At 71.2% G+C, this 21,381-nt stretch carries 20 protein-coding genes and 1 tRNA gene; 12 read left to right on the forward strand and 9 right to left on the reverse strand.

Translation table 11 applies throughout. From position 1 onward, the window contains the following. Positions 1 to 22: 22 nt before the first annotated feature. Positions 23 to 1,741, reverse strand: a complete 1,719-nt coding sequence (locus tag H516_RS0111870) for an FAD-dependent oxidoreductase (RefSeq protein WP_022889932.1) — start codon at positions 1,739 to 1,741, stop codon at positions 23 to 25. A gap of 95 nt (positions 1,742 to 1,836) precedes the next feature. On the opposite strand from H516_RS0111870, the gene H516_RS19850 reads away from it, so the two are divergent. Continuing rightward, positions 1,837 to 5,622 carry an ATP-binding protein gene (locus H516_RS19850; protein WP_022889933.1) on the forward strand — a complete coding sequence of 1,262 codons (3,786 nt, stop codon included), beginning with the start codon at positions 1,837 to 1,839 and terminating at the stop codon, positions 5,620 to 5,622. 446 nt (positions 5,623 to 6,068) lie between these two features. Here the strand turns inward: H516_RS19850 and mscL are convergent, their stop codons facing one another. From mscL to H516_RS0111890, 3 genes are read right to left on the reverse strand one after another with little or no spacing between them, the layout of a single operon-like run. Continuing rightward, complete coding sequence (gene mscL / locus H516_RS0111880) at positions 6,069 to 6,494, reverse strand: large-conductance mechanosensitive channel protein MscL (RefSeq protein ID WP_022889934.1); 426 nt, start codon at positions 6,492 to 6,494, stop codon at positions 6,069 to 6,071. A gap of 49 nt (positions 6,495 to 6,543) precedes the next feature. Then, positions 6,544 to 6,882 (reverse strand): FmdB family zinc ribbon protein, encoded by a 339-nt coding sequence (locus tag H516_RS0111885; protein ID WP_022889935.1) that lies wholly within the window; start codon positions 6,880 to 6,882, stop codon positions 6,544 to 6,546. 34 nt (positions 6,883 to 6,916) lie between these two features. Beyond that, entirely contained in the window at positions 6,917 to 7,495 is a 579-nt protein-coding gene (locus H516_RS0111890; protein WP_022889936.1) for a 5-formyltetrahydrofolate cyclo-ligase, read from the reverse strand. A gap of 45 nt (positions 7,496 to 7,540) precedes the next feature. Here H516_RS0111890 and galU point away from each other — a divergent pair, with 45 nt between their 5' ends. From galU to H516_RS0111940, 10 genes are all read left to right on the forward strand, one after another. After that, positions 7,541 to 8,440, forward strand: coding sequence for a UTP--glucose-1-phosphate uridylyltransferase GalU (gene galU, locus H516_RS0111895; protein WP_022889937.1), 900 nt, complete (start codon positions 7,541 to 7,543; stop codon positions 8,438 to 8,440). A gap of 1 nt (position 8,441) precedes the next feature. Continuing rightward, positions 8,442 to 9,104 (forward strand): GNAT family N-acetyltransferase, encoded by a 663-nt coding sequence (locus H516_RS0111900; RefSeq protein ID WP_022889938.1) that lies wholly within the window; start codon positions 8,442 to 8,444, stop codon positions 9,102 to 9,104. A 53-nt stretch (positions 9,105 to 9,157) separates the two neighbouring features. Beyond that, positions 9,158 to 10,159 carry a hypothetical protein gene (locus tag H516_RS0111905; RefSeq protein ID WP_022889939.1) on the forward strand — a complete coding sequence of 334 codons (1,002 nt, stop codon included), beginning with the start codon at positions 9,158 to 9,160 and terminating at the stop codon, positions 10,157 to 10,159. Between the two features lie 59 nt (positions 10,160 to 10,218). After that, a tRNA-Ala gene (locus tag H516_RS0111910) sits at positions 10,219 to 10,294 on the forward strand. A 178-nt stretch (positions 10,295 to 10,472) separates the two neighbouring features. After that, positions 10,473 to 10,805, forward strand: a complete 333-nt coding sequence (locus H516_RS0111915; RefSeq protein ID WP_022889940.1) for a hypothetical protein — start codon at positions 10,473 to 10,475, stop codon at positions 10,803 to 10,805. 2 nt (positions 10,806 to 10,807) lie between these two features. After that, the gene (locus H516_RS0111920) at positions 10,808 to 12,157 is read left to right on the forward strand and encodes a hypothetical protein (protein ID WP_022889941.1); all 1,350 of its coding nucleotides are present in this window, start codon (positions 10,808 to 10,810) and stop codon (positions 12,155 to 12,157) included. Positions 12,158 to 12,192: 35 nt separating this feature from the next. Then, a complete protein-coding gene (locus tag H516_RS0111925; protein ID WP_022889942.1) occupies positions 12,193 to 12,759 on the forward strand; it encodes a hypothetical protein in 567 nt (188 codons plus the stop codon). After that, entirely contained in the window at positions 12,756 to 13,346 is a 591-nt protein-coding gene (locus H516_RS0111930; protein WP_022889943.1) for a hypothetical protein, read from the forward strand. Before H516_RS0111925 ends, H516_RS0111930 begins: the two co-directional genes overlap by 4 nt. A gap of 4 nt (positions 13,347 to 13,350) precedes the next feature. Next, positions 13,351 to 14,457, forward strand: a complete 1,107-nt coding sequence (locus H516_RS0111935) for a hypothetical protein (RefSeq protein WP_022889944.1) — start codon at positions 13,351 to 13,353, stop codon at positions 14,455 to 14,457. 28 nt (positions 14,458 to 14,485) lie between these two features. Next, complete coding sequence (locus tag H516_RS0111940; protein ID WP_022889945.1) at positions 14,486 to 15,994, forward strand: MFS transporter; 1,509 nt, start codon at positions 14,486 to 14,488, stop codon at positions 15,992 to 15,994. Positions 15,995 to 16,000: 6 nt separating this feature from the next. Here H516_RS0111940 and H516_RS0111945 read toward each other — a convergent pair whose 3' ends face one another. Then, positions 16,001 to 16,693, reverse strand: coding sequence for a DNA alkylation repair protein (locus tag H516_RS0111945; protein ID WP_022889946.1), 693 nt, complete (start codon positions 16,691 to 16,693; stop codon positions 16,001 to 16,003). A gap of 43 nt (positions 16,694 to 16,736) precedes the next feature. After that, positions 16,737 to 17,390 (reverse strand): NADPH-dependent F420 reductase, encoded by a 654-nt coding sequence (locus H516_RS0111950; protein WP_022889947.1) that lies wholly within the window; start codon positions 17,388 to 17,390, stop codon positions 16,737 to 16,739. A 191-nt stretch (positions 17,391 to 17,581) separates the two neighbouring features. Between H516_RS0111950 and H516_RS19855 the strand changes: the two genes are divergently transcribed. Next, positions 17,582 to 18,709, forward strand: a complete 1,128-nt coding sequence (locus H516_RS19855; protein WP_022889948.1) for an LLM class flavin-dependent oxidoreductase — start codon at positions 17,582 to 17,584, stop codon at positions 18,707 to 18,709. Between the two features lie 19 nt (positions 18,710 to 18,728). On the opposite strand, the gene H516_RS0111960 is transcribed toward H516_RS19855, so the two are convergent. From H516_RS0111960 to H516_RS0111970, 3 genes are all read right to left on the reverse strand, one after another. Then, entirely contained in the window at positions 18,729 to 19,916 is a 1,188-nt protein-coding gene (locus H516_RS0111960; protein ID WP_022889949.1) for a cation:proton antiporter, read from the reverse strand. Positions 19,917 to 19,929: 13 nt separating this feature from the next. Then, the gene (locus tag H516_RS0111965) at positions 19,930 to 20,424 is read right to left on the reverse strand and encodes a cation:proton antiporter regulatory subunit (RefSeq protein WP_022889950.1); all 495 of its coding nucleotides are present in this window, start codon (positions 20,422 to 20,424) and stop codon (positions 19,930 to 19,932) included. A 76-nt stretch (positions 20,425 to 20,500) separates the two neighbouring features. Beyond that, a complete protein-coding gene (locus H516_RS0111970; RefSeq protein ID WP_022889951.1) occupies positions 20,501 to 21,376 on the reverse strand; it encodes an alanyl-tRNA editing protein in 876 nt (291 codons plus the stop codon). Positions 21,377 to 21,381 lie beyond the last annotated feature (5 nt).

The raw sequence follows: 21,381 nt of genomic DNA on the forward strand, positions 1-21,381 counted from the left end.
GGCGGGTCGGGTTCGCGCCGCCTCAGGCGGCGGCCTCGGCGGCGGCGGCCTCGGCGGCCTGGCCGCTTCGCGCGAGCCCTCGGGCGTGCATGCCGTCGCGCCAGGTGAGGAATCCGCCGTCGAGATTGACGACGTCGTGGCCGAGTGCGTCGAGGAGGCGGGCAGCGGTGTGGGCGCCCTGGCCGACCCGGCAGTGCACGACGATTCGACGGCCTGCGAACTCGGTGTGGGCCGCGCGCAGGCGCTCGACCGGCAGCCAGCGCGCGCCGGGGATGCGCCCTTCGTCGAGTTGGGCCTCACCGCGGACGTCGAGGAGCACGGCGCCTTCCGCGAGCGCCGCGTCGAGCTCGTGCCACTGGATCACCCGATCGGTGCCCGCAGCGAGGTTCTCGGCGATGTAGCCCAACTGGTTGACCGGGTCCTTCGCCTGGCCGAACTGCGGGGCATAGGCGAGCTCGAGCTCGGCGAGCGAGGAGGCCGTCATTCCGGCGCCCATCGCCGTGGCGATGACGTCGATGCGCTTGTCGACGCCGTCGGTGCCGATCGCCTGGGCGCCGAGCATCAGGTCGTTCGCGGCATCGACGACGAGCTTCAGGGACATCGGCGACGCGCCGGGGTAGTAGCCGGCGTGCGAGAGCGGGTGGGAGTGGATGACGCGCACGGTTCGGCCTCGTTCGCGTGCGGTGCGCTCGGTCCATCCGACGCTCGCGACCGTGAGGCCGGCGACGTCGATGATCGCGGTGCCGAGCGCCGGCCGTGCGGATGCGGCGCGTCCGACGATGGCGTCCGCGGCGGCCCGTCCGTGCCGGTTCGCGAGGCCCGCGAGCGGGACGAGGCGGGGGGAGCCGTCGACGGCGTCGCGCTGTTCGACGGCGTCTCCGACGGCGAAGATCGCGGGGTCGCTGGTGCGGTGCGAGCGATCGACGACGATGCCGCCGCTCGGTCCGACCGCGAGGCCGGCCCGGGCGGCGAGGCGCGTCTCGGGTACGACGCCCATCGCCGCGACGACGAGGTCGGCGGCGAGGCGGGTGCCGTCGTCGAGGCGCACGTGATCGACCGCGACGTGGTGCACGGTGCGGCCGAGGCGCAGCGCGACGCCGTGCGCCGCGAGGTGGTCGGCGACCGGTGCCGCCATCTCCTCGTCGAGCGCGGCGAGCAGTTGCCCGCCGCGCTGCACGAGGGTCGTCGTGAGCCCACGGCGGGCGAGGTTGTCGGCCATCTCGAGACCGATGTAGCCGCCGCCGATGACGACGGCGTTCCCGGCGGGCGCCTCGTCGAGGCGGCTCATGATGCGGTCGAGGTCGTCGAGGGTGCGCAGCGTGTGCAGCGGGGCGCCCGCCGCGACGTCGCTCGGGCGGCGCGGCGCGGCGCCCGGGGCGAGCACGAGTTCGTCGTAGTGCAGCGTCTCGACCTGGCCGCTCGCGAGGGAGCGCACCTCCACGGTCTGCTCCGCGCGGTCGATCGCGACGGCCTCGTGCCGTACTCGCACCTCGAGCCGGAATCGCTCGGCGAGACGATCGGGGGTCTGCAGCGAGAGGTCGTCGCGCTCGGCGATGACGCCCGACACGTGGTACGGCAGACCGCAGTTCGCGAACGAGACGGCGGAACTGCGCTCGATCACGATGATCTCGCGCTCCTCGTCGAGGCGGCGCAGGCGGGTGGCCGCGGACATGCCTCCGGCGACGCCGCCGATGACGACGGTCACGCGCGGTGAACGGGGGGCTGGGGTGGGCGGGAGCATCCGATGACGCTAGCACAATACCCTAGGGGTATCGAATGAGCGTCCGATGCGGCGATGCTCCGAGGAATTCGCGTGTTTCGTCTTAGTGTGTCGGTGTGCAGCGGCTCGATCGGAACGACGACGCCGAGGACGAGATCCTCGGCGAAGAGACCGATGCGGCAGCCGACGACCTCACCCCGGATCAAATGCAACAGGACATCACGAGCCCCAACGGCGTCAGCCTCGGCGACCCCGAACTCATCGCAGGCAATGTCGCCGAGCCCAGCTGGCGCCGCTGGGGTGCCGAGCTCGCCGCCGTCGGCGGTCGTTCGCCGCTCGTGCGTTTCGTCGACACCCCGCGCACTCGCATCGAGCTCTCGACCACCCATCCCGGTGGGCTGCCCCAGTTCATCACCGGCAAGTCGACACTGCTCTCGAGCCTCATACGCGATGAACTCGCACTCCGCAACGCGCGACTCGCCGCCGCCGAGATCACTCAGAAGGGCATCGAGCTCCGGAGCGTCCGCGGCATCGAGTCGGTCCACCTCGCGATCGGCCTCGCCTCGTGGCGCAACGGCGGCGAGGAGTTCCTCGCTCCGGTTCTCCTGCGTCCGCTCGCCATCCGCCGGTACGGCCGCGACTTCGAGCTCAAGCTGAAGGGCCAGCCCTTCCTGAACCCGGCGCTCGCGCGTGAACTCCGCGAGCAGTTCCAGATCACCCTCGACGCCGAGGCGTTCGTCGCGCTCGCGATCACGAACGGCGCGTTCAAGCCGCAGCCCGTGATCGATCGCCTGCGCGGCCTCACGAGCCACCTGCCGTGGTTCCAGGTCGCGCCGCGACTCGTCGTGTCCTCCTTCGCCGAGGTGGGCCCCGAGATGGCGGCGGATGCCTCGCGGCTCGAGCACCCCGTCATCGACGCCCTCGCCGGCAACCCGGCGGCCCGGGCCTCCGTCGCGGCCGCTCGTGAGGAGCCCGTGCGTCTCGTCTCGCAGGACGAGCGGCCCCCGTCGACCGACACCCTGCTCCTCGACGCGGATCCCGAGCAGGAGCAGGTCATCGCCGAGATCGAGGCCGGCACCTCCGTCGTCGTGAAGACCCTGCCGGGTACCGGGGGCACGCAGACGGTCGTGAACGCCATCGGCGCCCTCGTCGCGAAGGACAAGCGGGTGCTCGTCGTCGGCTCGCGTCGGGCGAGCCTCGACGGCATCGCGCATCGTCTCGGCCAGATCGGACTCGGCGGCGCCGCCGTCACCACCGCAGGCCTCCGGCGTGAACTCATCCAGTCGATCTCTCGCAACGAGAAGGCCGAACGCCCGCGCGTGGCCGACGTCGACGACGCGCTCGTGCGGCTGCGCAAGGTGCTGCTCGACTATCGCACGGCGCTCACGCGGCGAGACCCCGGGCTCCGGGTCTCGGTGCTCGACGCGCTCGGCGAACTCTCGCGGCTCGCGCTCCTGCCCACGCCGCCCTCGACGACGGCGAGGCTCGACCACGCCGCCCTCGTCGCCCTGTCGAGTGGGCGCGACGAGGTCGCACGCGAACTCGCCCGCGCCGCCGAACTCGGCGAGTTCCGCTACGGCCCCGGCGATTCGCCCTGGTACGGCGCCTCCTTCGCGAGCTCGGCCGAGGCGACGAACGCGCACGAGCTCGCGAAGCGACTGAGCGCGGTCGAGGTGCCACGGCTCCTCGAACGCGGTCGCGCCCTCATCGCGCAGACCCGGCTCCGCGAATTCGAGTCGATCGCCGAACTCGGCGTCTTCCTCCGGCTCCTCCTCGACGTGCGCGAGACGCTCGACCGATTCCAGCCCTCGGTGTACGACCGCCCGCTCGGCGAACTGATCACGGCGACGGCGCCGAGGCGCGAGTCTCCCGGCATGTCGGGCGCCAACCGCCGCAGGCTCCGCAGGCACGCCCTCGAGTACGTGCGCCCCGGGGTGCACATCACCGACCTCAACGCGGCGCTCCGCGGCATCCAGCAGCAGCGCACGCTGTGGCAGCGCTACTCTGACGCCGGTGCGATCCCGGGCGTCCCGGTCGGACTCGACGACGTGCACGTCGCCTTCCAGCACGTCGCGACCGATCTCGCCACCCTCGATGCGCCGCTCGACATCGTCGGCACGCCTCGCCAGCTCGCGGCGCGCCCGGTCCGCGAACTCGTCGCGACGCTCGCGGGGCTCGCCGCCGACTCCGAAGTGCTCGCGAACCTGCAGGAGCGCACCGCGATCCTCGGGCGCCTTCGCGATCTCGGCCTCGATCCGCTGCTGCTCGACCTCGCTCGTCGCCACGTGCCCGAACCGGCGGTCTCAGGCGAACTCGAGCTCGCCTGGTGGCAGTCGGTGCTCGAACACGTGCTCGCGAGCGAGAAGGCGTTGCTCGGCGCGAACACGACCGTGCTCGACCGTCTCGAAGGCGACTTCCGTCTCGTCGACGAGGCGCACGCCTCGGCCGCCGGGCCGTTGCTGGCGTGGCGGCTCGCCGAGAACTGGAAGGTCGCGCTCGTCGATCACCCCGACGAGGCCGGGTTGCTCAAACGGATGCTCCGCAGCGACCGGGTCCGCGTGAGCGCCCTCCAATCGGAGGTCCCGAACCTCTTCCGCGTGCTCGCGCCCGTGTGGCTCGCCTCGCCCTACGAGGTCGCCGCGATCGATGAGCGGATCCCGTTCGACACCGTGCTCCTCGTCGACGCCGGCGCCACGACGATCGCCGAGAACCTCGGCGCGATCCGGCGCGCCAAGCAGGTCGTCGCCTTCGGCGACCCCGTCACCCAGACGCCGACCCTCTTCGAGACCGGCATCGACGACGGCGACCAGCCGGTCGAAGCCGACCACGGCGTCGACGCGCTGCACGCGGACTCGGCACTCGCGCGCCTCGGCGAGCTCCTGCCGACCCTCACCCTCACCCGCAGCTACCGCGCGGGCGGCGAGGACCTCGCCGAGCTCGTCAACCGGCGCTTCTACGCGGGGCGGATCGTCTCCATGCCGTGGGCGGGCAGTTTCCTCGGGCACGGCAGTCTCGGCCTCCACTACGTCGCGGGCAACGGGCTGCCGGATACCGTGACCGGCACGGTCGAGTCGATCGACTCCGAGGTCGCGAAGGTCGTCGAACTCGTCATGGAGCACGCCGTGAAGCGCCCGCGCGAGTCGCTCATGGTCATCACGGCGAGCACTCGTCACGCGGCCAGGGTGCACCAGGCCGTGCTCGCCGCGTTCGCCAAGCGCACCGATCTCTCCGCATTCATCCTGAAGGACCGCGCCGAACCCTTCACGGTGCTGACGCTCGAACAGGCGGTCGCGCAGAGTCGCGACCGCGTCATCTTCTCCATCGGCTACGGCCGCACCCCGCACGGACGACTGCTCTCGAACTTCGGCTCCCTCGGCGAGCCGGGCGGCGACCGATTGCTCGCGGTCGGGATGACGCGCGCCCGACGCTCGATGGACCTCGTGTCGGCGTTCCGCCCGGAAGACATCGACGAGTCGCGCCAGAGCCATGGAGTGCTCGCCCTCGCGAACGTGCTCACACAGACCGAGGAGCGCGCCGCCGACCCCGGCGAGGCGAACCCGCCGGGGCCGATGCTGCGCGATCTCGGCGCACGACTCGAACGTCGTGGCATCCGGGTGAGCGTGGGCCATCGCGGGCGCCTCGCGCTCGCCGCCGCTCACGCGGGCAAGGCCGTCGTCGTCGAGACCGACGACGCCTTCGCGGGGCAGAGCCTGCGTGAGGCGCTGCGGCTGCGCCCCGATGTGCTGCGACGACTCGGGTGGCATTACCTCCGCGTGCACAGCTTCGAGCTGTTCGGCAATCCCGATGCGGTGGCTGCGCGGGTCGCGACGCTCCTCGGGAAGCCCGATCCGGCGGCCGTCGAGGGCGACGAACGACCGCGCGCCGCCGACGCCCGCTCGTGACGCGCGAATCCGACGAGCCGCGCCAACCCGACGAGCCGCGTCAACGGGTCGAGCGAGTTCCTGGGCGGGCGCGCCGGGCGAAGCTCACGCCGGCACCAGGGTCCGATCCGTCACCCGAAGCGCCGGTCGCGCCCGACGCGGGCGACGATCGCGGCGAGACGACGGAGACGCCTCGGCGGAGGTCGCCCGACGACGAGCGGCTGCTGGGCGACCGACCCCCGCACTGGCGGCGCGACTGACCCGGCCGAGTGGCGGATGCCGCCCGGCCGACCCAATCCGGGGGCGGGAATTGAGGACATCGCCGCGTTCGTAGGACGAGCTTGCGCGGAATCGTCCTCCGAACGCGGCGAAGTCCTGCAAACGCTCAGCAGTCTCTGCAGAAGGCGCCGAGCTCGGCCGAACGCGACGCAGTCCGTCCGACGCTCAGCCGGTGACCCGGGGAGCGCCTACTGCTCGGTGTGGCGGCCCGAGCCGCCCGCAGCGGGCTGCTGGGCGAGCAGGTCGCGGATCTGCGCCAGCACGGTGAGCTCGGTCTCGGGCTCCTCTGGGTCGGGCTGCCCAGCCTTGCGCCGGGCCTCCGCGCGCTCCTTGAAGTGGTTCATCGGCATGACGAACACGAAATAGACGACGGCGGCGACGGCGAGGAACGAGATGATCGCGCCGAGCACAGCGCCATACCTGAACGTCGCCTCGCCGATCGTGAAGCTCAGAGAATCGAGACTGTCGGCCTTGAAGAGCAGGCCGATCAACGGGTTGATGAGCCCCTCCACGATCGCCGTCACGACCGCCGTGAACGCCGCGCCGATGACGACCGCGACGGCGAGGTCGATGACGTTGCCCCGCATGATGAATTCCCTGAAGCCCGTGATCACGGCTTCCCCCTCCGGTCGCTGATCAGACGGGCACCACGCTAGCCGACCCTCACGACGATGCCGAAGCGCCCCCGCCGGTCGAGGAGGGCTTCGGCGAAGAAGAAGACGAAGACGAAGACGAAGAAGACGACGAAGAAGACGACGAAGAAGACGACGACGAACTCGAAGACGACGAGGCATCCGACCCGCCCTTGGCGGAACCCGCGCCGCCGGCGCGCGAATCGGTGCGGTAGAAGCCCGAACCGTTGAACGTCACGCCGATCGTGTTGAAGAGCTTGCGCAGCTTGCCGCCGCAGACCTCGCACACGGTCAGCGTGTCGTCGGTGAACGCCTGGTGGATGTCGAAGGCGTTGTCGCACTCGGTGCAGCGGTAGGAATAGGTGGGCATGCAACTCTCCGGTCGTGGAGACCGGCCGATCCGGTCAGAAGGCGATGATGCGGGTGGGGGTCACGACGCCGTTCACCGGCTGGTCGTGCACTTCGCGCGGCACGTGCTCGACGAACTCGCTGTCGAAGACCACGGCATACACCGGAGGACATTTTCCCATTGATCCGAGGGTCTTGTCGAAATAGCCCCGCCCCCAGCCCAGGCGCATGCCGCTCGCGTCGATCGCGGCCGCCGGGATCACGATGAGGTCGACGTCGTTGATCGCCATGGGGCCGAGGAGCTCGCCGACGGCCTCGGGCGTGCCGTGGAGGCCGATCGTCTCGCTCGCCTCCTCGCCGACGGTCCAGTCGAGCAGCCCGTCCTCCCGGGTGATCGGGAAGAGCACGCGGATGCCCCGGGCCTCGGCCCAGTTCACGAAGGGTCTCGTGTCGGGCTCGGACGGCATCGACAGGTAGCACGAGATCGACTCGGCGCCCGTCGAACCGATGAGTTCTTCGAGTCGCGAGGTGAAGCCCTCGGTCGCGATCTCGCGCTCGTGCGCCGGCATGTTCTGGCGCCGCTCGCGGAGCTCTGCGCGCAGGATGCGCTTCTGGACGTCCGGATCCTCGGGCATGGCACACATCCTAGGCCGGATGCCCGAACGGCTACGCTGGAGCCCATGACACAACGGATCACGAAGGCGGTCATTCCTGCGGCCGGGCTCGGTACGCGGTTCCTTCCGGCGACGAAGGCGATGCCGAAGGAGATGCTGCCGGTGGTCGACAAGCCCGCGATCCAGTACGTGGTCGAGGAGGCTGTCGCGGCGGGCCTGACGGATGTGTTGATGATCACGGGGCGCAACAAGAACGCGCTCGAGAATCATTTCGACCGGGTCGCGGAGCTGGAGGCGACCCTGGAGCGCAAGGGTGATACCGCGAAGCTCGAGAAGGTGAACGAGTCGACCGAGCTGGCCGACATGCACTACGTGCGTCAGGGTGACCCGCTCGGGCTCGGGCATGCGGTGCATCGGGCGCACATGCATGTCGGTGATGAGCCGTTCGCGGTGCTGCTGGGTGATGACCTGATCGATGCCAGGGACGAGTTGCTGACGCGGATGCTGGACGAGCAGGTCAAGCGGGACGCGTCGATCGTGGCCCTGTTGGAGGTCGACCCGGATCAGATCCACCAGTACGGTGCGGCGGCGGTCGAGGTGACCGATGACCCCGATGTGGTGCGGATCACGGGTCTGGTGGAGAAGCCGGCGAAGGAGGTCGCGCCGTCGAACTACGCGGTGATCGGCCGGTATGTGCTGAAGCCCGAGGTGTTCGACATCCTGGCCGAGACGCCGCCGGGCAAGGGCGGCGAGATCCAGTTGACCGATGCGTTGATGACGATGGCGGGCGATGTCGAGGGCACGGGCGGGGTGTACGGGGTCGTGTTCCGGGGTCGCCGGTACGACACGGGCGACAAGCTGGACTACATCAAGGCCGTGATCCAGCTCGCCGTCGATCGCGACGACCTCGGCGCAGAGCTGAAGGAATGGCTCCTCGGCTACACCGCCGCCCTCGACGCCGACTGACATGGCCGCGGTCGCCCTGCCCACGCTCCGTGACGGCGAGGTCACGCTCCGGCCGATCCGTGTCCGCGACGCGAAGGCGCTCGAGCGGGTGCTGCTGGCCAACCGGCGCTGGCTGCGCCAGTGGGAGGCGAGCTACCCGGGCGGCGGCTCGTTCGTCGATGCGCGAGCGTCGATCCGCAATCTCCTCGCTCACGCGCGCAGCGGGCACGGGCTGCCGTTCGTGATCGAAGTCGACGGGCAGCTCGTCGGCCAGCTGAACGTCTCGTCGATCAGCTACGGCTCGCTCTCCTCGGCGACGATCGGCTACTGGGTCTCCGAGGAGGTCGCAGGTCGCGGCATCACGCCCACGGCCGTCGCGCTCGCGACCGACTACTGCTTCGGGGTGCTGCGACTGCACCGCATGGAGATCTGCATACGCCCCGAGAACGGGCCCTCGCTGCGGGTGGTCGAGAAGCTCGGCTTCCGCTACGAAGGGCTGCGACGCCGATTCATCCACATCGACGGGCACTGGCGCGACCACTTCTCGTTCGCGCTCGTCGCCGAGGAGGTACCTCGCGGAGTGCTCCGGAGGTGGCGCGAGGGGCGGGCGCCGAGCGAAGCGGCGAGGGTCGCCGCAGCGGACCTGGCCGCGAGCCAGCGACCACTTCCCCTGACAGATCGCTGAACACGCCCGAGTCTGCTCGGGGCTGCGGCGCCCCGTGACTTAACGTTGTCGCCATGGATGTGATCGGCGGGGGGGTCCTGGTGGCGGTGGCCGCCGCGCTGTGGATCGCGTACCTGCTGCCGAACTGGCTGCGCCGCCGGCAGTATCTCGCGACCGAACGGAACGCCGTCCGCCTCCAGCAGACGCTGCGCATCCTCGCCGAGACCGCCGAGACGCCCGAGCCGGTCGTCGTCGAGGCGACGGCCCGCGAGGTCGCGGCCCAGCAGCGCATCCTGCACGAGCACGAGGAGACCGCGAGGCTGGCGGCCGAGGCGGCCGAGCAGATCGCGATCGCCGAGCGGTGCGAAGCCGAAGAGGTCGCGGATGCCGCGCGCGCACGTGCCGGCGCGGCGCTGGCCGCACGCGCTCCCGTGACCGAACCCATCGCACTGCCGACGACTGCGCCCCATGTCTCGGCCCGCGCCGCGCGACTCGCGCTGCGCCGAAAGCGCGCCGCCTGCTCGCTGACGGCGTTCGCGGCCCTGCTCACCGTCATCGGCGGACTCGTGGCGGCCGCGTTCGGTGCGTCGCTGCTCATCGCCGGGGTCGCGGGCCTCGTGTTCCTCGCCGCCTTCGGCGGACTCGTGGCGCTCGCGCGGGTGCGCCCGCCCAGCCGGGCGTCGAGCGTGGCGCATCCGGTCCCGGCCGCGCAGGAGTTCGAGCCCATCGACCTCCCCGAGACGGCTGAGGAGCCTGTCGGCTGGACGCCGCAGCCGCTGCCCCGTCCGCTGCACCTCTCGCGCGGCACCATCGCCGCGACGGCGATGGCGTCGATTGAGGCCGCCGCCGAACTCAAGCGCGCCGAGTCGGAGGCCGCGGTGGCGCGGCGCGCCGAGCGGCTCGCGCCTGCGGTGCCGTCGATCACCCCCGCGGCATCCGCGGCGGCACCCGAGACGCGCCGGGCCGACCGGCCGTCGACGGCGAGCCCCTACGCGAGCATGGGCATCGTCGACGACTCGCGCCCGGGCTTCGAAGACCTCGACGCGGTGCTCCGCCGTCGCCGGGCTGCGGGCTGACGACGCCGGGGCCGGTGGTCAGAACCACCCGCTGAAGGGTGATAGGCTCTTTCTCGCTCGGGCCCATGGCGCAGTTGGTAGCGCGTCTCGTTCGCAATGAGAAGGTCGGGGGTTCGAATCCCCCTGGGTCCACCACTCGAGTCGACATCCGTCGCCATCAGAAAGCCCCCGGTCGCTGCCCGGGGGCTTTCTGCTTGCGTGGAGGCCGAACAAGTTCCCGACTTCCTCGTGATCCGCATGGGGAGTCCTCTCCATGTCGTCATCCGCGCCGCACCGCTTAGGCTGACCCAGGACGACACGGAAAGGGGCCGGGATGAGCGACGGAGTGCAGATCCCGTACGAGGTGCTCAACGAGCTCAACGGCTCGCTCAAGCAGATCATCGTCGAGTTCGATCAGGCCGGCGACCGCACCGGTGCGCTCGAGGGCGCGATCGGATCGCCGCTCGGCCGCAATGGACTCCGCGAGCAGGTCGATCGCTTCGAGGGCGCGTGGAACGACAAGCGCGAGACGCTCAAGCAGGACGTGCAGGAGCTACAGAAACATGTCGACGAGGTCGGCCAGGCCTGGGTGAACTGGGACACGGAGGCCTCCGCCTCCCTCTCCGTCGACCAGGACGAGTCGAAGAACCTGCCGAAGGGGAACTGACGATGGACCGCTCACCGGGTGGGAACGAGATCCGCAAGATCGCCGGCGACGGCGCCGACATCGTCACTCGCGGCTCGCAGATGGAGTCCCTCGGCATGCAGATGCGCGAATCCGCGGCGATCCTCAGCGCGATCGTCTCGGGCGCCGAGGGCAAGGGCTATTCGATCGACAGCCTGAAGGAGACGGCCGGCCAGGTCCACGCCGATCTCGCGAAGGCCGGTGCCCGGTACGAGCCGAGCGGCAAGGTGCTCCGCGAGTACGGGCAGACGGTCGTCGACGTGAAGGACCGGCTCAACGACATCGTCGACAACTGCGTCGAGCTCTGGAGCACGTACGAGGGTGCGCGCAGCTCCTTCAGCGACGCGAACGGCGAGACGCCGCCCGTCGACGAGACGCCGGCCCAGGCGGAGGAACGCCGTCAGGGCGTCGCCGATCTGCGGGTCGCGCAGGACAACATCTACGACGAGTGGCTCGAAGAGGCCCGCCGCTACGACGAGCCCTTCGACACGTGGAACGGCTCGTACGAGAACGCCGTCAACGGACTCGAGGACGCCAACGACCGCGGCGTCGAGGACAGCTTCTGGGATGACGCGCTGCCGGCGATCGAGGTGATCCTGAACATCCTCGCCGTTGCGGGAGTGATCCTCGCCGTCGTCGCGATCATCGTCGGCGGCCCGTTCGTGCTGCTGGCCGGCGCGATCGTCGGACTGCTCGCACTCGGCCTGACGATCTGGAAGGTGGCCGCCGGGCGCGGCGACGGCTGGGACATCTTCTTCGCGGGCCTCGCCGTGGTGCCGTTCGGGCGCCTGGCGAAGCTCGGCACGCTGTTCCGGGGCGCCGGCACCTGGGGCTCGAGAGGGCTCAGCTTCGCGAAGGGGTTCGGCTCTGACCTCGTCGGGCTCACCGCCTTCCGCGAGTTGCGCGCCCTGCGCGGATTCTCGACCTTCCTCCGCGGCCCCGTGACGAACTCGGCGGGCAACCTCACGCAGAGTCAGGGCATCATCAACCAGATCCGCTCATTCGGCGATGTCGTCGACGGAATCTCCTACACCGGTCCGGCCGGGTGGCTCGCGCGCGTCACGGGCGGCTCGGGCGGACCGATCTCCGCGGCGCTCTCCGACGCGTTCGCCGCCTCGGGCCCGGCGGTGACGAACCGCGTCAACCAGGCCCTGGCCGGCACCGTGCTCGACGGCAGCCAGCTCGCGTCGAGCGGGGTCGACACCGTCGCGAACATCATCGACAGCATCGCGAAGCCCGGATTCGGTGCGTACCGCGACGGTTCGGACTTCTTCGAGGGCCTCGCCGGCGACGCCTCGGCCGACCGCTGGGCCACATCGCTCGCTCGCTCGTGAGCGGGAGCCCGCGACCGGCTCCCTATGCTGGGAGCGTGCTGACCTACTCGCTCGACTACGAAAGCAAGTGGTGGCTTCCGGTGCCCACCGCGTTCCCGACCGAGTCGGGTGAGCGGCTGGAGGAGTGGGCCCACCGCATCGCGTCGTCCGCGAACGTCGCCGCGCCGTGGAACGAGCCGCCGTGGTCGGCGCAGTTGCCCGAACTCCTCGCCGCGCAGCAGGGCGGTCTCGACGCCGAGCGATCGGGCGCCCTCTGGTACTGCCCCTACGGGCTGCCTGCGGTGGGCGTCGTGCAGCTCTTCATCGCGGAGCGCGACGATGACGACGACGTCGATCTCGCGGCAGAACTGGGGCCGCTGCCGAGCACGGTCGCGGTGCGCCCGACCGAGGTGCGCTCCGCCGGGCTGGGTGCCGGCATCGGGTACTCCCGCATCCTGGCCGACGACGCGGGCGAGGCGACCGTCGCCGAGCTCGGCTACCTCTTCGCACCCTCCGGCGCGCGCGTCGTCGTGCTCGCCCGAAGCGCCGACCCGCAGATGATCGGGCTCATGGCGCCCGAACTGTGGGCGCTCGTCGATTCGCTCCGACTGGAGCGCGCATGATCGCGGCCACGGCGGTGCCATCGTTCCGGATGCTGTTTCCGCCGGGCTGGGTGCGCCACGACCTGTCGACCCAGTCGGAGGCGGAGCTGCTCACGGCGATGCGGGCGAAGCTGCGCCCCTACGGCCGCCCCGACCTCGAGTTCCAGCTCGCCGCGGCCGTGAAGTCGTCCTTCCGAGGGTTGCGCGACCGTCAGGGCATTGCCGTCTACCTGCCGAGCGGTGACGAAGGGGCAGCACTCGCGCCGATGTCGATCACGGCGACCAGGCTCGTCGAACCGGGCGGCGGTCCGCTCGACGCGCGGGTGAGCGAGCTGTTCTCGACTCGTGGCGCGGCGTTTCTCGGCGACGACCGGATGATCGTGCGATGGACCCGAACGGTGAGCGGACTGGCGGGCGCCGAGGAGGCCGTCGACGAGCAGGTCAACTACCTCATCCCGGTGCCGGGGTCGAACCGCACGTCCGCGGTCCTCCTCTCGACGTCGATCGTCCGGCCGGCCGACGAACCCGTCGATGCCGATCTGCTCGACTCCTGCGTCGCACTGAGCGACGCGATCGTCAGCACCTTCGCCTGGGCTCCGAACGGGTGAGGCCGTGATCGATCTCGGAACGTGGGCGAAGCAGACGCCCGGAAAACGCGACCCGCGCGGCGTCCTCGTCGAACTCGACACCTTGCAGGCCGGCGCTGCGGGCATGGAAGCCGAGACGGAGCGCGCCGTCGCACTCGACACGCTCGTGCGTCGGGGCGTGCTGACCGAGGCGCTCGCCGGCCTGGTGCGGCAGACGCCCGTCGGAGCGTCGGCCTCGGCCGTCGCACGCAAGACGGCGCCGGCGCCCGTCGCGGTCCCCGCGCGCATCGTCGAAGACCGACCGGCCGATCCGGGTGCCGTCGTCGGCACAGCCCTCGTCGTCGCCGCACCGATCGTCGTCGTCGTCGGCGTGCCGGCCGGGCTCGACCTCGTCGTCGCCTCGGTGCTGTCGACTGTGCTGCTCCTGCTCGGAGAACTCGTGCTGGCGACCACCGCGCGTCGCGGCGTGACGACGGCGCCTCGACGATTCGGCCGGCTCAGCCCGGTCGCGCTGCGCTGGATCGCCGCGATCGGCGGGATCACGCCGGTGGTGCTGGTCGTCAACGGCTTCGCCGACCCCGCTGCCGCCGCCGAGTTCCTCGGCGGGTTCGTGGGGCTCCAGGGGATGATGGTGCTCGGCCTGCTCGCCTTCTCCGAGATCGCCCGAAGGCAGGACTGGAACGCGCGTGGCGGCCGCTCCGCCGATCCGCGCGTCGAGCGCGGCGACCCTGTGTCGTTCGACCTCGGCGCCGTCAGCGGCCTCGTTCTCATCGGCGTCGCTCCGCTCCTCGCCGCGGCGGGCCTCGTCATGCGGGTCGCCCCGATCGCGAGTTCGTGGGCGGCCACTGCTGCCCTCATCGCCGGCGCGCTGGTCCTCGGGCTCACGGCCGGCCGGGCCGACACCCTCGCCCCCTCCCGCAGAGGCCGGCTGAGTTCGCGGGTCCTCTGGTGGGTCGTCGGGCTCGCGGTGCTCACCCCGGTCGCGCAGTTCGTCGTGATCCTCGCGAACCTCGACGGTGCGGGTTCTGCGGTGCGCATCTGCCTCACGGCCCAGCTCATCGCGGTCGTCGCACTGATCGTGCTTCCCTCGATCGCGCGCACGCAGGAGCGCGGCGGACCGCTGCGCGCCTGAACGGCGGCGCGGGCATAGGCTGGGACCGATGTCAGTGCCTCCCGTCACCCGTTCCATCCCGCTCTCGGAGCAGCACCGCTGGCGTGCGTTCTGGGTCTGCGTCGCGGTCGCGGCGCTCACCATCCTCGACCTCTCGAAGGTGAACGTCGGCCTGCCCGCGATCGAGGACGCCTTCGATGCCGGCTCGACCGAGCTGCAACTCATCGTCGCGGGCTACGTGCTGACCTTCGGCCTCACGCTCGTGCCCGCGGGGCGCATCGGCGACCAGCGATCGCGCAAGACCCTGTTCGTGATCGGCCTCAGCCTCTTCACCCTCACGAGTCTCGTCGCCGCCCTCGCCCCGAACGCCGCGGTCCTGCTCGTGGCCCGGCTGCTCCAGGGGGTGGCCGCGGGCATCCAGATGCCGCAGGTGCTCGGCATCATCCAGGAACTCTTCCACGGCAAGGAGCGGGGCAAGGCCTTCGGGCTGTTCGGTGCGACGATCGGGCTCGCGACTGCGTTCGGGCCGACGCTCGGCGGGCTCATGATCGCGATCGGCGGCCCCGAGGACGGCTGGCGCGGGATCTTCTGGATCAACGTCCCTCTCGCGCTCGCCGCCATCGCGCTGGCGGTCTGGCTGCTTCCGCAGACCCGGCACCCCTCGGGCAAACCGCTCTCGCTCGACCCGATCGGCCTCGGCCTCTTCGCCCTCACGGTGCTCTCGCTGATGTGGCCGTTCCTCTTCACGACCGGCTCGCCCGACGACGACCCGGCCAGATGGTGGGTGCTCGTCGTCTTCGTCTTCGCCGCGACCGCGTTCATCGCCTGGGAGCGCCATTACGCGGCCACCGGGCGCCATCCGCTCGTGCCGCTGAGTCTCTTCGGCGTGAGCTCGTTCCGCAACGGCACCGCGCTCGCGAGCGTCTACTTCGCGGCCATGCCGTCGATGTTCCTGCTGACGACCCTCTACCTGCAGCACGGCCTCGGTCTCGAGGCGGTCTACGCGGGCATGGTCGGCATCGGCTTCGCGCTCATGAGCGCCGTCGGCTCGTGGCTCGGCGGCAACCTGGTGAACCGCATCGGGCGGCCGCTGGTCGTCGGGGGGCTCGTGCTGCTGCTCATCGGCATCGGGCTGCTCGTGCTGCTCGCGATCGTGACGCCGCCCGAGGTGACGCCGTGGGCGATGGCGGGGGCGATGGTCATCGGCGGCGCGGGCGGCGGGCTCGTCGTGTCGCCGAACCAGACGCTGACACTCATGGACATCCCGGTGAAGCAGGGCGGTCTCGCGGGCTCGGTCGGTCAGCTCGGCCAGCGCATCGGTACCGCGATCGGCACGGCGGTGACGCTCTCGCTCTTCTACTCGACGATCTTCCGCGAATCCGACGGCGAGCCCGATCTCGTCGTGTACCACGACGCGTACGCGGTCGGCATGCTCGCCGTCGCAGTGTTCGTCGCGATCGCCTTCGCGATCGCGGTCGCCGACCTCGGCGTCCGGCGGCGCGGGCGACGTCCGCTCGGCGGCGACGAGGCGTCCGGCGCAGCATCCGACGCCGGTTGACGGCGTTCATCGGATCGCGAGCAGGCGCATCCGCTCCGTCTTCGGCAGGTGTTCGATCGCGGCACGGAGGGCGATGCGCGGCATCGTAGCCGCGTGGCGTTCGACGAGGGCGACGAGACGCGCCTCGTCGAGATCACCGGCCGCGCGCAGTACCCAGCCGACGGCCCTCTGGACGAACGGCGCGTCGTCGAGCGCGAGGCGCTCGGCGAGGGTGAAGGCGTCGTCGGGCTGGCCGCGTCTCAGGAACGCGAAGGTCGCGACGAGCGCAGTGCGGCGTTCGGGCCAGAAGCCGGATGCCGCGAGCAGGTCGAGCGGCGGGCGATCGCGTTCGAGGAGGTGGGCGCCGATGACGTCGCGGGCGGCGAGGTCGACGAGGTCCCATTGGTCGATGCGGTCATGACGGCGGAGGTAGAGCTCGTACAGTTCAGTGCGGCGGGTGTCGTCGACACCTGGTTGCGCGGCGGACCTGCCCATGATGCTGCACGCGAGGGCGCGCACCTCGTGCGTCGGCTCCTCGAGCAGAAGCTCCAGTTCGCGAACGGGAAGCTCCAGCGCGGTCTTCGCGAGGTCGAAGACGGCACCCATGCGCACGCCGATGAACGGTGCGGAGTCGTCGTCGGGGAAGTAGCGTCGATACTTCACCCGCTCGGCCTCGCTCGCCATCGCCTCGAGCTCGCCGATCAGCCCCGAAGCATCCATGCTCGCCCCCGTTCGTGCCGTCGGGGAACAGCGTAGGGGGTGGTCAGGCGGCGAGGTGCGTGACGGGCGTGAGCAGCGCGGCGAGCTCGGCGGCGGAGAGTTCGCGGCCGAAGGCCGGGTGGCCGGGTTCGAGGGCCACGCCGTGCGCGAGTGCGCCGCCGTCGACGGGATCGAAGCCGATCGCGTCGATGAGTGCGGCGATCTCGGCACGCGCCTCGTCGTCGTCGCCGACGACCGCGAGCGCGCGGCGGAGCGGGTCGCCCGCGGGCAGGCTGTCGTCCTCCATCTCGTGGTAGCCGAGGTGGTTGAGGGACTTCACGACGCGGGCGCGCGGATTGCGGGCGGCGTTCTGCTCGCTCGTCGTGCGGGGATCGTCGTCGACCTCGGCGATGTTGCCGTCGACCGGGGGCCAGTAGTTCATGGCGTCGACGACGATGCGACCGTCGAAGGCCGGCCATGGCACGGTGCCGGCCTTGCCGAACGGCACGGCGACGATGATGACTCGCGACTCGGCGGCGAGCACCTCGGGCGCGACGACCTCGGCGCCGGGGGCGACGACGCCGACGAGGAGATCGAGCGCGGTCTGCCTGGGAGAGCCCGACATGAGCACGCGGTACCCGGCGTCGACGAGCAGCCGGGCGAGGGCGGTGCCCACCTTGCCCGCTCCGAAGATACCGATCACCTGGCGTTCCGTCACTGTTCCATGCTCCCATTCCCGATGCGCGACCACGAGATCGATGCGTCGACATGGAATGCCAACGACGGCGGCGGTGCGGGCATTCCCGCCCCGGGTGCTGGTCGACGGGGCGAGCGGGGAATAGTCTCGTGGCGTCACGGGTTTCGCCAAGAAGTATGCATACGCATGCAGACGCGGAGAGAAGGGCCGGCATGACCGAGCGCTACGAATTCGGACTCGACACCTTCGGGGATGTCACGGCCGCCCCCGACGGCACCGTGCTGCCGCACGCCCAGGTGCTGCGGAACGTCGTCGAGGAGGCGGTGCTCGCCGACCGGCTCGGACTCGACTTCTTCGGCATCGGCGAACATCACCGGCACGAGTTCGCCGTCTCCGCCCCCGAGGTCGTCCTCGGCGCGATCGCCGGGCGCACCGAGCGGATCCACCTCGGCTCGGCCGTGACGGTGCTGAGCTCCGACGACCCGGTGCGCGTGTTCCAGCGCTTCGCCACGCTCGACGGGCTCTCGGGAGGGCGCGCGGAGGTCATCCTCGGGCGCGGCTCGTTCATCGAGTCGTTCCCGCTGTTCGGCTTCGAACTCAGCCAGTACCAGGAGCTCTTCGAGGAGAAGCTCAACCTCTTCGCCGAACTCCTCGAACAGGAGCCGGTGACGTGGGCAGGCGAACTGCGCCCACCGCTCGAGAATCAGCGCGTCTACCCGCCGGTCGAGCACGGACACCTGAAGACGTGGGTCGGCGTCGGCGGCAGCCCCGAGTCGGTCGTGCGCGCCGCGCACTACGGCCTGCCGCTCGTGCTCGCGATCATCGGCGGCAGCCCGGCGCGCTTCGCCCCACTCGCCGAGCTCTACCGCAAGGCGCTCGCGCAGTTCGGCAAGCCGGCGCAGCCGGTGGCCATCCACTCGCCCGGCTTCATCGCCGACACCGACGAGGCCGCGCTCGACACGCTCTGGCCCCACTACCGGGTCATCGTCGACCGCATCGGCCGCGAGCGCGGCTGGGGTGCCGTCACCCGCGAGCACTTCGAGGCCGAGGCCTCGGAGCACGGCGCACTCTACGCCGGCTCGCCCGAGACCGTCGCACGCAAGATCGCGAGCGCGGTGCGCACGATCGGCGCCGTGCGTTTCGACCTCAAGTACTCGAACGGCACCCTGCCGCACGAGGCCATGATGGGGAGCATCGAGCGCTACGGCAGCGAGGTCGTGCCGCGCGTGCGCGAGCTGCTCGCCGCCGCCGATGCCGCCGACGCCGAGCTCGACGACGCCGCGGCGCTCGCACGGGCCGACCGCGCCGACGCCGCGGCGAACGCCGGCCCGGGCGAATAGACGGGGCGCCGCAGCCGCCCTATGCCGAGAGCCGTGCGCGCTGCTGCCGGGCGCGCACGGCCGCGCGGAACCACGTGGCATCCGGAAGCCGGGTCAGGAAGGTGCCCGCGATGATCGTGATGAGCACGTACGACGTGGCGAGCGGCGCGATCGCGGGCTCGACGCCGGCACTCACCGCGAGCCCGGCGATGACGATCGAGAACTCGCCGCGCGGGGCGAGCGAGAAGCCCGCGCGCCACTGGCCGAGCGTGCCGACCCCCGCCCGCCGCGCCGCGTAGGCGCCGGTGAGGAGCTTCGTCACGATGGTGATCGCGGCGAGCAGGAGCGCCGGCAGCAGCATCGACCAGAGCGCCGACGAGTCGGTCGTGAGCCCGAAGAAGACGAAGAACGTGGCCGCGAACAGGTCGCGGAGCGGCGTCAGAACCTGGCTCGCGTTCGCCGCCACCCGCCCCGAGAGCGCGATGCCGACGAGGAACGCGCCGACGGCGGCCGACACCGAGACCTCCTGCGCGAGACCGGCGACGAGCATCGTGAGCCCGAGCACGCCGAGCAGCAGCGGCTCGGCGTGGTCGGCCGGGAAGAGCTTGGACACGAGGTGCCCGTGCCGGAGCGCGATGTAGAGGATCACCGCGACGACCGCGACGGCGACCGCCACGGCGATGGCGCCCTGCCAGAGGCTCACGCCGACGACGATCGCCGAGAGCACCGGCAGGTAGAACGCCATCGCGAGGTCCTCGATGACGAGCACGCCGAGGATGGCGGGCGTCTCGCGGTTCGAGAGGCGCCCGAGGTCGCGCAGGAGCTTCGCGATCACGCCCGACGAGGACACCCACGTGACGCCGGCGAGCGCCACCGCGGCGACCGGGCCCCAGCCGAGGAGGAGCGCGAGGCCCGCGCCGGGCAACGCGTTCAGCAGCCCGTCGACGATGCCCGGCTTGCGCGCCGATTTCAGGCTGTCGAAGAGCTCGGTCGCGGTGTACTCGAGGCCGAGGAGCGCGAGCAGCAGGATGACGCCGATCTCGGAGCCGGTCTGGAGGAATTCGATGCTCGCATCGAACGGGAAGATGCCGCCGTCGCCGAACGCGAGTCCGAGCAGGAGGTAGAGCGGGATCGGCGACAGGCCGATGAGGAGGGCGAGTCGCCCCAGCAGGCTCATGCCGAGAAGCAGCGCGCCGACTTCGATGAGGAGGAGCGTCGTCTCATGCATACCGGGCCCGGCGTCAGTCGGGTCCGTTGGCGAGCAGGCGCGAGACGCCGTCGAGCCCCTCGCGAGTGCCGACGACGACGATGAGGTCGCCCGCGCGCAGGGATTCGGAGGGCGTCGGGGAGGGGATCACCGCACCGTCGCGCACGATCGCCACGATCGAGGCGTGCGTTCGAGTGCGGGCCTTCGTGTCGCCCAGCGTGGAGTTGAGGTAGGGGGAGTCGGTGGGCAGCGCGATCTGCTCGGTGTAGAGGCCCGCCGTCTCGTCCGACAGGCTCGTGAGGCGACTCAGCATGACCGAGGCGCCGAGCACGTCGGCGAGCGCCGCGGCCTCGTCGTCGTTCAGCGCGACCGAGTCCCGGCACGCGTCGGGGTCGTCGATGTCGAAGACGCCGAGATCGCGCTCGCCGTCGCGGTGCGAGACCACGCTGATACGGCGCCCGGCTTCGGTCACGAGGTCGTGACGCACGCCGATCCCGGGCAGATCGACCTTCTCGATGCGAATACCCACGTCGGCAATCGTAACCCCGTTCGGCGGCGCTTCGGCCGTTCGGCGCCGGTGTGCTGGATGCCGGGGTGAGGTCTGGTCAGGCGCCGGTGCGCGTGCGCATCTCGAGCACCGGCGTGCCGCCGTCGTCGACGAGCTCGAAGGCGACGGCGACGGAGCCCAGTTCGGCCAGCGAGCCGACGTGGGTGCCGCCGCAGGCGATCGACGCGGTGCCGCCCGGCAGCTCGGCGACCCAGTACCGGCGATCGGTGAGAGCGTCGCCGTCGCGGTCGATGCGCACGGGCGAACCTGCGGCCACCCATTGGCCGACCGTCGCCGACACCGTCTGGGCGAGGGCATCGAGCTCGTCGCCGAGGCCGGCGACGTCGAATCCGGCGCGGCGCAGCGACTTGTTCAGCCGATAGCGGTCGAGCGAGCCGTTCGGCTCGATCAGGCTCGAGGCGATCGCGATGCCGTCGAAGTCGGGCCGGCCGAGCGTATCGGTGCGCGCCGGCTTCGACCAACGGCCCTCGAGGGCGAGGTTCAGGGCGAGGGATGCCGCGTGGCAGGCCGTGTGCCCCGAGGAGAGGGCGCGGCGCGCCGCGGCATCCGCCGTGATCTCGACCTCGTCGCCCTCGGCGATCGCCGAACCCTCGTCGACGAGGTGGGCGACGAGGTAGACCCAGCCCTCGGTGCCCTTGCGAACGGGGACGTCGGCGCCGAGGTGCAGCGCCTCGCCGTCGCTCGCGGCGACGACCGCATCGCGCACCGGCAGTGACGCACCGTCGGCGAGGGTGATCGTGCCGCTGTCGGCCGGTTGGTCGGGCCAGGACGCGTCGACCGGGTGGAACGATGTGACGTCGGTGACGACCGCGACCCGGCCGGCGGCGGCGGGTGCGACGTGGAGCACCGTCGCGCGCTCGACGAGGGCGCCCGAGGGATAGGTGACGCGGGTGTCGTGCGCCGGGAACGTCATCGCGG

This window comes from Agromyces italicus DSM 16388, assembly GCF_000421545.1.
In the GTDB taxonomy this organism is placed as follows: Bacteria; Actinomycetota; Actinomycetes; order Actinomycetales; family Microbacteriaceae; genus Agromyces; species Agromyces italicus.

What these genes read in the sequence shown, in the direction of transcription:
- H516_RS0111870 (WP_022889932.1), bottom strand. Translation starts at nt 1,741, where the DNA reads ATGCTCCCGCCCACCCCAGCCCCCCGTTCACCGCGCGTGACCGTCGTC.
- H516_RS0111885 (WP_022889935.1), bottom strand. Translation starts at nt 6,882, where the DNA reads ATGCCCACCTATTCCTACCGCTGCACCGAGTGCGACAACGCCTTCGAC.
- H516_RS0111890 (WP_022889936.1), bottom strand. Translation starts at nt 7,495, where the DNA reads ATGCCCGAGGATCCGGACGTCCAGAAGCGCATCCTGCGCGCAGAGCTC.
- galU (WP_022889937.1), top strand. Translation starts at nt 7,541, where the DNA reads ATGACACAACGGATCACGAAGGCGGTCATTCCTGCGGCCGGGCTCGGT.
- H516_RS0111900 (WP_022889938.1), top strand. Translation starts at nt 8,442, where the DNA reads ATGGCCGCGGTCGCCCTGCCCACGCTCCGTGACGGCGAGGTCACGCTC.
- H516_RS0111905 (WP_022889939.1), top strand. Translation starts at nt 9,158, where the DNA reads ATGGATGTGATCGGCGGGGGGGTCCTGGTGGCGGTGGCCGCCGCGCTG.
- H516_RS0111915 (WP_022889940.1), top strand. Translation starts at nt 10,473, where the DNA reads ATGAGCGACGGAGTGCAGATCCCGTACGAGGTGCTCAACGAGCTCAAC.
- H516_RS0111920 (WP_022889941.1), top strand. Translation starts at nt 10,808, where the DNA reads ATGGACCGCTCACCGGGTGGGAACGAGATCCGCAAGATCGCCGGCGAC.
- H516_RS0111930 (WP_022889943.1), top strand. Translation starts at nt 12,756, where the DNA reads ATGATCGCGGCCACGGCGGTGCCATCGTTCCGGATGCTGTTTCCGCCG.
- H516_RS0111940 (WP_022889945.1), top strand. Translation starts at nt 14,486, where the DNA reads ATGTCAGTGCCTCCCGTCACCCGTTCCATCCCGCTCTCGGAGCAGCAC.
- H516_RS0111945 (WP_022889946.1), bottom strand. Translation starts at nt 16,693, where the DNA reads ATGGATGCTTCGGGGCTGATCGGCGAGCTCGAGGCGATGGCGAGCGAG.
- H516_RS19855 (WP_022889948.1), top strand. Translation starts at nt 17,582, where the DNA reads ATGACCGAGCGCTACGAATTCGGACTCGACACCTTCGGGGATGTCACG.
- H516_RS0111960 (WP_022889949.1), bottom strand. Translation starts at nt 19,916, where the DNA reads ATGCATGAGACGACGCTCCTCCTCATCGAAGTCGGCGCGCTGCTTCTC.
- H516_RS0111970 (WP_022889951.1), bottom strand. Translation starts at nt 21,376, where the DNA reads ATGACGTTCCCGGCGCACGACACCCGCGTCACCTATCCCTCGGGCGCC.